Genomic DNA, 11,197 nt, shown 5'->3' on the forward strand with positions numbered 1-11,197 from the left:
GTCGCGAGTGCGGCGTGTGGGGGTGTCGCAGCCCCATCAGGGGCGCGAGACGTTCCGCTCGTAGACCAGCCGCAGCCCGATGAGGGTCAGCCACGGCTCGTGCTCGTCGATCAGCGAGGACTCGCCGAGCACCATCGGCGCCAGCCCGCCCGTCGCGATCACCGTCACGTCGTCCGGATCGTCGGCCAGCTCCCGGGCCATGCGGCTGACCACGCCGTCGACCTGCCCGGCGAACCCGTAGATGATGCCGGCCTGCATCGCCTCGACCGTGTTCTTGCCGATCACGCTCCGCGGCCGGGCCACCTCGATCTTCCGCAGCTGCGCCGCCCTGACGCCCAGCGCCTCGACGGAGATCTCGATGCCGGGCGCGATGACCCCGCCGACGTACTCCCCGCGCGCGCTGATGGCGTCGAAGGTCGTCGCCGTACCGAAGTCGACGACGATCGCCGGGCCGCCGTACAGCTCGTTCGCCGCCACCGCGTTGATGATGCGGTCGGCGCCGACCTCCTTGGGGTTGTCGAAGAGGATCGGCACGCCCGTCTTGACGCCGGGTTCGACGAGCACGGCGGGCACGTCGCCGTAGTGGCGCCGCGTCACCTCGCGCAGTTCCTGGAGCACCGACGGCACGGTCGCGCAGATGGCGATGCCGTCGATGCCCTCGCCCAGTTCGTCGCCGAGCAGCGGGTGCATGCCCATCAGGCCCTGAAGCAGCACCGCCAGCTCGTCGGCCGTGCGGCGCGCGTCGGTGGAGATGCGCCAGTGCTCGACGATGTCCTCCCCGTCGAACAGGCCCAGCACGGTGTGCGTGTTGCCGACGTCGATCGTGAGGAGCATGGCCGTCACTCCGCCTCGCGCAGGTCCAGGCCGATGTCCAGGATCGGCGAGGAGTGGGTCAGGGCCCCGACGGCCAGGAAGTCGACGCCGGTCTCGGCGTACGCCCCGGCGTTCCCCAGGGTCAGCCGGCCCGATGCCTCCAGCAGTGCCCGGCCGTCGACGATGGCCACGGCCTCCTCGCACTCGCCGGGCGTGAAGTTGTCCAGCAGGATCAGATCGGCGCCGGCGTCCACGACCTCGCGCAGCTGGTGCAGGGTGTCGACCTCGACCTCGATCGGCACGTCCGGGAAGGCCTCCCGTACGGCCTTGAAGGCCTGCCCCACGCCGCCGGCCGCCACCACGTGGTTGTCCTTGACCAGGGCAGCGTCCGACAGCGACATGCGGTGGTTCACACCGCCGCCGCACCGGACGGCGAACTTCTCCAGCGACCTGAGGCCCGGCGTGGTCTTGCGGGTGTCGCGCACGCGCGCCTTGGTGCCCTCCAGCGCGTCCGCCCAGGCGCGCGTTGCGGTCGCGATGCCGGACAGGCGGCACAGCAGGTTGAGCGCGCTGCGCTCGCCGGTCAGCAGGTCACGCGTGCGCGTGGTGACCGACAGCAGCTTCTGCCCGGCCTCGACGCGGTCGCCGTCCTCGACGTGCCGCTCGACCTCGAACTCGTCCGTGCAGACCACCGAGAGCACCGCCTCGGCGACCCTGAGGCCCGCTACCACGCCCGTCTCGCGCGCGGTGAAGTCGCCCGTGGCCACGGCGTCCTCGGGGATGGTCGCGACGGTCGTCACGTCCACGCCGTGGTCCAGGTCCTCCTGGATGGCGACGTTGGCGATGTCCTCGACCTCGACGGGGTCGAGTCCGGCGTCCGCCAGGAGCTGGGCGAGCGCGGGGTCGAGCCCGCACTCCAGGTACTCCTCGTCGGCGTCCGCGCCGCAGGCACAGCCGTCGCCGCAGCCGCCGTTCGAGGCGAGGGGAAGGTCTTCGCTGCTCACTTGTGTCACTGCTCCAGGGGACGCGGGGCCGGGGCCCCGGGGCGGGTCGGGGGGAACTCTGCGGTGTCCGTGGCGTGCACGGCAGGCGTGCCGTCCGGGTTCAGCCGTACGACGATGTGGCGGCGCCAGTGGGTGTCGTCCCGCTCGGCGCGGTCCTCGCGCCAGTGGCAGCCGCGGGTCTCCTCGCGCAGCCGGGCGGCGGCGACCAGGACGCCGGCCACGCACAGGAGGTTCGTGGTCTCCCAGGTGTCGACGCCCGGCTCGGCGGTCTTGCCGTTCTCCTCCAGGGCCGAGCGGGCCTCGGCGTGCAGCCGCTCCAGCTGGTCGGCGGCCCGGGCCAGCGACGCGGCGGACCGCAGCACGCCCGCCCCCTCGGTCATGATCCGCTGGATGGCGAACCGGGTCTCGGGGGCGAGCAGCGGGTGGGAGGGCGTCTCGGCGTAGGGGACGGGTTCCGGCACGCACGCGTGCAGGCCGTTCTCCGAGTGCTCCCGTGCGATGTCGGCGGCGATGCGCTCGGCGTAGACCAGGCCCTCCAGGAGGGAGTTGGAGGCGAGGCGGTTGGCGCCGTGCACGCCGGTGCAGGCCACCTCACCGCACGCGTACAGGCCCGGCACGGTCGTCCGGCCGTGGGAGTCGGTGCGCACGCCTCCGGAGGCGTAGTGGGCGGCCGGGGCGACCGGGACGGGCTCGGTGACCGGGTCGATGCCGTGGGCGCGGCAGGCGGCCAGGATCGTCGGGAAGCGGTGCTCCCACATGCCGGCGCCGAAGTGCCGGGCGTCGAGGAACATGTGCTCGGTGCCCTGCTCCCGCATCCGCCGCATGATGCCCTTGGCGACGATGTCCCGGGGGGCGAGTTCGGCCAGTTCGTGCTGCCCGGTCATGAAGCGCACACCGTCGCCGTCGACCAGGTGGGCGCCCTCGCCGCGCACCGCCTCGGAGACGAGGGGCTGCTGGCCCTCGGCGTCCGCGCCGAGGAAGAGCACAGTCGGGTGGAACTGCACGAACTCCAGGTCGGAGACCTCGGCGCCCGCGCGCAGGGCGAGCGCCACGCCGTCGCCCGTGGAGACGGACGGGTTCGTGGTCGCGGAGAAGACCTGGCCCATGCCGCCGGTCGCGAGGACCACCGCGGGTGCGTGCACGGCGCCCACGCCATCGTGCTGACCCTCACCCATGACGTGCAGGGTCACGCCCGCGGTGCGGCCCTCGGCGTCCGTGAGCAGGTCCAGCACGAGCGCGTTCTCGATGGTGCGCAAGCCGTGTACGCGCACCGCCTCGACGAGCGCGCGGGAGATCTCCGCGCCGGTCGCGTCGCCGCCCGCGTGCGCGATCCGGCGGCGGTGGTGGCCGCCCTCGCGGGTGAGCTCGATGCCGCCCTCGTCGTCGGTGTCGAAGTGCGCGCCGGTGGAGATCAGCCGCCGTACGGCGTCGGGGCCCTCGGTGACGAGGATCCGTACGGCCTCCTCGTCGCACAGGCCGGCGCCGGCCACCAGGGTGTCGTCCAGGTGCTGCCCGGGGGTGTCGCCCTCGCCGAGGGCCGCGGCGATGCCGCCCTGTGCCCAGCGGGTGGAGCCGTCGTCGAGGCGGGCCTTGGTGACGACGACGGTCGTCAGGCCGGCCGCCTCGCAGCGCAGGGCGGCGGTGAGGCCGGCGACGCCGGAGCCGACGACCACGACGTCCGCCGCGATGGACCATCCGGGCGCGGGCGCGTGCAGTCGTATGCCTGTGCTGGTCACGAGGCGGCTCCCAGGGTTCCGAAGGTGAGCGGGAGGTTGTCGATCAGCCGGGTCGCCCCTACCCGCGCGGCGACGGCGAGGACGGCCTCGCCGGTGAAGTCGTCCCCGATCTCGGTGAAGTCGGACGGGTCGACCAGGGCCAGGTAGTCGAGTTCCAGCGGCGGGTCGAAGCGCGCGGCCTCGTCCAGGACCAGCTGGGCGGCCGCACGGACGGCCGCGGCGGCGCCCGGGGAGGCCTTGGCGACGGCCGCGGCGTCGGCCGCCGCGCGGGATTCCCCGAGGGCGCTGAGGGCTTCGGCACGCGCGCGCGTGGAGGGCACCTCACGGGCCCGCGCGCGCAGCGCCTCCTGGGCGGCGTGCCGGTCGCGGCCCGCGAACAGCGCCTGGGAGAGGGCCAGGGCGGTGTGCCGCTCCTGCGGGGAGAGGTAGCGGTTGCGGCTGGACAGGGCCAGTCCGTCGTCCTCGCGCACGGTCGGCACGGCGACGATCTCCACCCCTATGTTGAGGTCGCGCACCATGCGGCGGATCAGCGCGAGCTGCTGGGCGTCCTTCTGCCCGTACAGGGCCACGTCGGGGCGGGTGAGGTGCAGCAGCTTGGCGACGACGGTGAGCATGCCGTCGAAGTGCCCCGGCCGGCTGGCGCCCTCCAGGCGCTCGCCCATGGGCCCTGCGGTGATCCTGACCTGCGGCTCACCGTCGGGGTAGACCTCTTCGACGGACGGTGCGAACACGGCGTCGGCGCCCGCCTGCTCGGCCACCTTGAGGTCGGCCTCCAGAGTGCGCGGGTAGCGATCGAGGTCCTCGCCCGCGCCGAACTGGAGCGGGTTGACGAAGACGGTGACGATCACGAAGCCCTCGTCGCCGACGTGTTCGCGGGCCGCGCGGACCAAGGTGGCGTGGCCCTCGTGTAGGGCGCCCATGGTCATCACGACGGCGGTGCGGCCCCGGGCCGCGTGGTGGTCGCGCACGTACGTCAGATCGCCCACCGTGGGGGCGAGTTCGAGCATGCGACGGCTCATCGGTCTTCCCCGTTCTCGGGCAGGTTCGTGCCGCCGGCGAGTACCCCCAGCAGGTCCTCGGCCAGTTCGGGCTTGAGCAGGCCGTGGGCGAGCGCGCGGTCGGCGGTGGCGCGGGCCATCGCCAGGTAGCCGGCGACGGTCTGCGGGGCGTGCCGGCGCAGTTCGGCGACGTGGGCGGCGACCGTACCGGCGTCCCCCCGCGCGACCGGGCCGGTCAGGGCCGCGTCGCCGGAGCGCAGGGCGTTGTCCAGGGCGGCGCCGAGCAGCGGGCCGAGCATCCGGTCGGGGGCCTCGACGCCGGCCTCGCGCAGCAGCTCCATGGACTGGGCGACCAGCGTCACCAGGTGGTTGGCGCCGAGCGCGAGCGCCGCGTGGTACAGCGGCCGCATCTCCTCGGCGATCCACTCCGGCTCGCCGCCCATCTCGATGACCAGGGCCTCGGCGGCCAGCCGCAGCTCCTCGGGAGCGGTGACGCCGAAGGAGCAGCCAGCCAGCCGCTGCACGTCCACGGGCGTGCCGGTGAAGGTCATCGCCGGGTGCAGGGCCAGCGGCAGCGCGCCCGCGCGCAGGGCGGGGTCCAGCACCTTCGCGCCGTACCGCCCGGAGGTGTGCACGAGCAGCTGCCCGGGCCGTACCGCGCCGGTCTCGGCGAGGCCCGCGACCAGTCCGGGAAGGGTGTCGTCGGGGACGGTCAGCAGCACCAGGTCGGACCGTTCGAGCACGTCGGCGGGCGGCACCACGGGCACGTCGGGGAGCATCAGCCCGGCCCGCCGCCTGGAGGCGTCGGAGACCGCGGAGACAGCCACCGGACGGTGCCCGGCGAGCTGGAGGGACGCGGCGAGCGCGGGGCCCACCCGGCCGGCGCCGACGACGCCGACGGTGAGCCGCGCGGGGCGGTCCCTGGGGTCTGGTTGTTGGCTGCTACTCACGCGACGGTGACCTTCCCGTTCCAGTCCGCTCGGGGTACCGGACGATTTCTCGTCATGTTAACGCGATCGGTTCCGGGGTCGGTCCGGCCGTCCACAGGCTGTGGCTCCGCCGCACGGGCCGCGGGGCGGGGAATGACGGGCCGCGAGGCGGGAAATACGGGTGCCCGCCGTGTCCCGGACGCGCGATGATCCGGGGCATGAGTGATACGGCGGGGCAGGACGCACGGGACGCAGAGCTCGAAGAACGGGTCTCGGACGGGGAGCGGATCTCGGACGGGGAACGGCACAAGCGGCTCCGGAAGCGGCGCGCAGCCGCGTGCCGGAGCGCGGAGCGCGTGCTGGCGCGCCCCGGGTTCCTGGGGACGCTCCGGGAGCGGCTGGCGCTGCTGGACGGGGCGCGGGAGGTGTACGACCTCGACGAGTCGTCGGACATGTACGGCAACGGGGTCGTCGAGGCCCTGGAGGAGAAGGTCGCCGGCCTGCTCGGCAAGGAGGCCGCCGCCTTCTTCCCGACCGGCACGATGGCCCAGCAGGTGGCCCTGCGCTGCTGGGCGGGCCGCACCGGCGACCCGGCGGTCGCGCTGCACGCGCTGGCCCATCCCGAGGTGCACGAGAGGCACGCCTTCAGCCAGGTCGCCGGGCTGCGGCCGGTGCGTGTGACGAGCGAGCCCCGCCAGCCGACCGCCGAGGAGGTGCGCACCCTCGACGAGCCCTTCGGCACGCTGATGCTGGAACTCCCCCTCAGGGACGCCGGGTTCCTGCTGCCCACGTGGGAGGAGCTCGTCGAGCTCGCGGACGCGGCACGCGAGCGGGACGCGGTGGTGCACTTCGACGGCGCGCGCCTGTGGGAGTCCACCGTGCACTTCGGCCGGCCGCTGGAGGAGATCGCGGACCTGGCCGACAGTGTGTACGTGTCGTTCTACAAGTCCCTCGCCGGTTACGGCGGCGCCGCGCTCGCCGGTCCGAGGGAGCTGGTGGAGGAGGCCACGACCTGGCGGCACCGGTACGGCGGCAACGTCTTCCAGCAGTTCCCGACGGTGCTGTCGGCACTGGCCGGGCTGGAGCGGGAGCTGCCCCGGCTGCCGGAGTACGTGCGGCACGCGCGCGTGGTGGCCGCCGCGCTGCGCGAGGGGTTCGCCGCGGCCGGGCTGCCCTGGTGCCACGTCCACCCGGCCGAGCCGCACACCCACGAGTTCCAGGTCTGGCTGCCGTACGAGGCCGACGCGGTCGCACAGGCCGCGCTCCGGACCGCCGAGGAGACGGGCACGATGCTCTTCACCAGCGGCTGGGACGCCCCGGGGCCGCGCCTGGCCCGCACCGAGGTCTCCGTCCGGGCCGAGGGCCTGGAATGGACCGCGGACGACGTACGAGCGGCAGTGGCGGACTTCACCGCCCGCCTCCCCAAGAAGACCGACGAGTAGCCCACCGCCCCACCAGGGCGCCGCGCACGGGCAGCGGGCCCCGTCGCTCGGCGGTGGTGTTGTCAGTGGGTGCGGGCACCATGGGGGCATGAGTGTGCGGATCGACATCGCGGGGCTGCGGCCGGAGAGGGTGGCCGTCGTGCCCGCGCCCCTGGCCGAGCTCTGCATGGCGCTGCACGCGCTGTCCGAGCCGGGGCACCACCCCGGTCTCCAGGGCTGGGTGACCGGCGTCACCGCCCGGCTCGACTCGCACCTGGCCGACCGGATGTGCGAGGCGGACTTCCTGTGGCGGACGACGTTCTCCGACCTCTTCCTGCCGTGCGCGGGCGTGCCCGGCGGCTCCACGCTCCCGGGCGCGACGCTCGCCGACGAACTGGACATCCTCGACAAGTTGTCCGACGAGCAGTTCGTGGACGCCGCCCTGGAGTTCACCTGCGCCCTGCCGTACGGCCTGCCGGGCCCGGGACCCCTCGCCGACAGCGGGCTGCGCCGCCGCGCCGTGGAGCTGGCCGCCGCGCGCGGGCCGCAGCAGGTGCGGTTCACCGAGCGGCTCCTGGCCGATCCGCCGCGCATCAGGGCCTGGCTGCGGCAGTTCCTCGAGGACTGCGACGAGGCGTTCTTCGCGCAGACCTGGTCCCGGCTGCGCCACCAGCTCGCGGCCGACACCCGGCACAAGACGGAGCTGCTGCGCCGCAAGGGTTTGGCCGAGGCCCTTGCGGCGGTGTCCCCGGCGGTGGCGCTCGACGAGGCGGCCGGCCGGATCACCGTCGACAAGCTGGGCGAGGGCCGCACGGCCACGGCGGAGGGCGGCCTGCTGCTCGTGCCGACGAGCCTGGGCTGGCCCCATCTGATGGTGCTGCACCGGCACGGCTGGCAGCCGGTGCTGCACTACCCGGTCGGCTCCCCGGAGCTCGCCGCCCCGCCCTCGGTGGAGCAGCTGACCCTGCGGATGACCGCCCTGTCCCACCCGGTGCGGATGCGGCTGTGCCGCAGCCTGGCCCGCAGCGCGTTCACCACCAGCGAGCTGGCCCAGGTGCACGGCATGACCGCGCCGGAGATATCCCGGCACCTGAGCGTGCTGAAGAAGGCGGGCCTGGTCACCACCCGGCGCCGGGGGCGGTACGTGCTGCACCAGCTGGACGTCGCGACGGTCGCCCGGCTGGGCAGCGACTTCCTCGAAGGGGTGCTCCGCTAGGGCCTTTCGTTCGGATCGGGCCGGATCAGGGAGCGGGGTCTGGTGCCGGGGGCACCTCCCACGCCCTTCACGCGGTGGGGGAGCATCGGCAGGCGGAGGAGGGCGGCAGGGCCCTGCCGCCCGACGACAACGCGGCTGGGGGTACCCCTGCTCGAAGCAGCTTGGGGGAGCGGCACCAGGGCCCGCGAGCCCGGCATGATCCGAACGAGAGGTCCTAGTCACCTGAGCCGGGCGTCCGGCGGGGCCCGTCGAAGCGGATGTGCCGGACCCCGACCTTCGCCTGCCGCAGTCGCGTCCGCAGCGGGCCCTCGGTGTTGGGCCGCAGCGTCAGGCCGGCCAGGACGGCGATCCGGTCCGCGGTCTTCGGCACGGTCGAGTGGTCGGTCCACAGGTGTTCGGCGAACTCCGGCTCGCGCAGCCGCTCGAGACAGTGGTCGAGCTGCTGCACGGCCCAGCTCTCCCTGCCCGCAGCGAAGTTCTTCCCGGCGACATATCCGATGAGGTGCCCGAGCCCTCGCTCCCGCAGCCGCTTCAGAACGGTCTCGCGTTCCGCGAGGAGCGTGAAGTGGCGTACGTCGTGGCCCAGTTCGCGCAGCCGCCCGACGGTCTCGGCGAACTGACCGGCGTCGGTGACGGTCATGGGGGCGATCACGACCCCCTCATGCCGGGTGAGGGCCAGGTCCAGGACCTCCACCACCCCCTGCCGCCAGGACACCAAGTCCCGGAAGTCCCCGCGCAGTTCGGGCGGCAGCGTGCGGTGCAGGCCGAACCCGGCACGTTCGGGATCGCAGAGGACGCTGCCGGGCAGACGGCGCTGGATCTCGTGTGCGGTCTGTGTCTTGCCGCCCCCGAAGGGACCGTTGATCCACAGGAGCATGCGCAGACCCTACCGACGGCCGCGTACGCCGTTCAGCCGTGTCCGCCGGCCCGGACGAGCCCCGTCTCGTAGGCCAGGACCACCACCTGCACCCGGTCCCTCAGGCCCAGCTTGGTCAGGATGCGTCCCACGTGGGTCTTCACCGTCGCCTCGGACAGCACCAGCCGGGCGGCGATCTCGCCGTTCGACAGGCCCTGCGCGACCAGGACCATGACCTCCCGCTCGCGCTCGGTGAGCCGCTGGAGTTCCTTGTGCTGGGGCTTCTTGCCGCCCGTGGGCAGCATCGGGGCGAACCGGTCGAGCAGCCGGCGGGTGGTTGAGGGCGCGACGACGGCGTCTCCGCTGTGCACGGCGCGGATCGCGGCGAGCAGGTCGCCGGGCGGCACGTCCTTGAGCATGAACCCGGAGGCGCCCGCCTTCAGCCCGGAGAAGGCGTACTCGTCGAGGTCGAAGGTGGTCAGGATGAGCACCTTCGGCGGGTCGGGCTCGGAGCAGATGCGGCGGGTGGCCTCGACACCGTCCAGTTTTGGCATGCGCACGTCCATCAGCACCACGTCGACGGCGGTGGCGCGCAGCACCTGGAGGGCCTCGACGCCGTCGCCCGCCTCCGCGACGACCTCCATGTCCGGCTGGGCGGCGAGCACCATCCGGAATCCGGTGCGCAGCAGCACCTGGTCGTCGACGAGCATCACGCGGATCGTCATCGGGGTCCTCTTCCGTTCGTCATCGGCGGGTCGGGCGGGTGCGCGACAGGTGTCAGCGGGGCGTGCGCGGGCGTCAGTGCACCGGTTTGAGCGGCAGCAGGGCGCTGATGCGGAAGCCGCCGCCGGGGCGCGGACCCGCGTCGAGGGTGCCGCCCACCATGCCGACGCGTTCGCGCATGCCGATCAGGCCGTGCCCCCGGCCGTCGGCGCCGCCCTCCTCGTACAGCTCGTGCGGCGCGCCCTTGCCGTCGTCCTCGACGAGCAGTCCGAGGCCGTCGTCGAAGTAGACCAGGCGCACGCTCGCGCCCGCGTTCGGCCCGCCGTGCTTGCGGGTGTTGGTGAGGGCCTCCTGCACGATGCGGTACGCGGTGAGCTCGACCCCGCTGGGCAGCGGGCGCGGGGTGCCCTCGATCCGGAAGTCGACGGGCAGTCCGGAGCCCCGGCACTGCTCGACGAGTTCCTCGATCTGGTCGACGTCGGGCTGCGGCACGTACTCGCCGCTCTCCTGGTGCTCGCCGGTGCGCAGCACGCCCAGCAGGCGGCGCATCTCGGCGAGGGCCTGGCGGCCGGTGGAGGAGATCGTCTCCAGGGCCTTCTTGGCCTGGTCGGGCGCGGCGTCCAGGACGTAGGCGGCGCCGTCGGCCTGCACCACCATCACCGACACGTTGTGCGCGACCACATCGTGCAGCTCGCGCGCGATCCGGGCGCGTTCGGCGGCGACCGCGACCTTGGACTGCGCCTCGCGTTCCTTCTCCAGACGGGCGGCGCGCTCCTCCAGCTGCGCGAAGTAGGCGCGGCGGGTGCGCATGGAGTCGCCGAGCACCCAGGCGAGGGCGAACGGCACCGTCTGGAAGACGGTTATCGCGACATTGCCCAGGGCGCCCGCGTCGTGCTGCGGCCAGCGCATCTGCGCGAGGGTCGCCGCGCACAGCCCGCCGGTCAGGGCGAACCGGGAGGCCCAGCGGGCGCCGATCGTGGCGACCGTGTAGATGATCACCAGCATGGCGAAGTCGGCGGCCATCGTCTCCACGTCGAAGACCAGCTGCGCCAGGCCCGCCGCGCCCGCCAGGACCAGCATCTTCTCCGGCATCCGGCGGCGCAGTGCGACGACCACGCACAGCACGAAGGACAGGGCCAGGGCCGCGCCGACCGAACCGTGGTGGCCGGGCGCCCCGTTGATGTTCGACACACTCACGCTGGAAAGCCCGAGGAGGATGAGGGCCCAGGAGCCGTCCACCCACATCGGGTGCCCGCGGAGGAAGTCATAGAGGCGCTGCACGTAACCCAGAGTAGGGAAGCGGCACAGGGGCAGGGGTCAGCCGAAGGGCCGATCCGCACGGGGGCCTCGTACTCCCCAAGGTGGAGGCATTGATCACTTGTACGCCTCGCTCCGGCCGGGCGGACCCTAGGGCGTGTTTCGAAAGTAGCGCCGTCCGCCCGGAGGGCGGGCCCCGCGGCGTCTGGTGCGGTGCATCGCAAGGCGGAGGGTCGTCCGCGTA

10 protein-coding genes are annotated in these 11,197 nt (G+C 73.5%); 2 read left to right on the plus strand and 8 right to left on the minus strand.

The features are described from left to right. Positions 1–36: 36 nt before the first annotated feature. Genes ACFY4A_RS37350 through ACFY4A_RS37370 form a run of 5 tightly spaced genes read right to left on the minus strand, consistent with a single transcriptional unit; the run spans position 37 to position 5,501 of the window. Positions 37–834 (minus strand): type III pantothenate kinase, encoded by a 798-nt coding sequence (locus tag ACFY4A_RS37350; RefSeq protein WP_225076891.1) that lies wholly within the window; start codon positions 832–834, stop codon positions 37–39. Between the two features lie 5 nt (positions 835–839). Continuing rightward, a complete protein-coding gene (gene nadC, locus ACFY4A_RS37355) occupies positions 840–1,817 on the minus strand; it encodes a carboxylating nicotinate-nucleotide diphosphorylase (protein WP_390833764.1) in 978 nt (325 codons plus the stop codon). Positions 1,818–1,822: 5 nt separating this feature from the next. Then, positions 1,823–3,553, minus strand: coding sequence for an L-aspartate oxidase (locus ACFY4A_RS37360; RefSeq protein ID WP_390833765.1), 1,731 nt, complete (start codon positions 3,551–3,553; stop codon positions 1,823–1,825). After that, positions 3,550–4,560: a pantoate--beta-alanine ligase gene (panC, locus tag ACFY4A_RS37365; protein WP_390833773.1), complete on the minus strand. Its 1,011-nt coding sequence runs from the start codon at positions 4,558–4,560 to the stop codon at positions 3,550–3,552. The genes ACFY4A_RS37360 and panC overlap by 4 nt, the downstream gene beginning before the upstream one ends. Positions 4,561–4,568: 8 nt before the next feature. After that, entirely contained in the window at positions 4,569–5,501 is a 933-nt protein-coding gene (locus ACFY4A_RS37370; protein ID WP_390833766.1) for a Rossmann-like and DUF2520 domain-containing protein, read from the minus strand. 197 nt (positions 5,502–5,698) lie between these two features. On the opposite strand from ACFY4A_RS37370, the gene ACFY4A_RS37375 reads away from it, so the two are divergent. Beyond that, complete coding sequence (locus ACFY4A_RS37375) at positions 5,699–6,922, plus strand: threonine aldolase family protein (RefSeq protein WP_390833767.1); 1,224 nt, start codon at positions 5,699–5,701, stop codon at positions 6,920–6,922. A gap of 88 nt (positions 6,923–7,010) precedes the next feature. Beyond that, positions 7,011–8,117, plus strand: coding sequence for a DUF5937 family protein (locus tag ACFY4A_RS37380; protein ID WP_390833768.1), 1,107 nt, complete (start codon positions 7,011–7,013; stop codon positions 8,115–8,117). A 214-nt stretch (positions 8,118–8,331) separates the two neighbouring features. On the opposite strand, the gene ACFY4A_RS37385 is transcribed toward ACFY4A_RS37380, so the two are convergent. The 3 genes from ACFY4A_RS37385 to ACFY4A_RS37395 form a co-directional block, all read right to left on the minus strand. Beyond that, positions 8,332–8,994 carry an AAA family ATPase gene (locus ACFY4A_RS37385; RefSeq protein ID WP_390833769.1) on the minus strand — a complete coding sequence of 221 codons (663 nt, stop codon included), beginning with the start codon at positions 8,992–8,994 and terminating at the stop codon, positions 8,332–8,334. Positions 8,995–9,026: 32 nt separating this feature from the next. Continuing rightward, on the minus strand, positions 9,027–9,698 hold the full coding sequence (locus ACFY4A_RS37390; protein WP_390833770.1) for a response regulator: 672 nt from the start codon (positions 9,696–9,698) through the stop codon (positions 9,027–9,029). A 73-nt stretch (positions 9,699–9,771) separates the two neighbouring features. Then, positions 9,772–10,977, minus strand: a complete 1,206-nt coding sequence (locus ACFY4A_RS37395) for a sensor histidine kinase (protein WP_390833771.1) — start codon at positions 10,975–10,977, stop codon at positions 9,772–9,774. Positions 10,978–11,197 lie beyond the last annotated feature (220 nt).

It is taken from the genome of Streptomyces sp. NPDC001292, from assembly GCF_042896465.1.
In the GTDB taxonomy this organism is placed as follows: Bacteria; Actinomycetota; Actinomycetes; order Streptomycetales; family Streptomycetaceae; genus Streptomyces.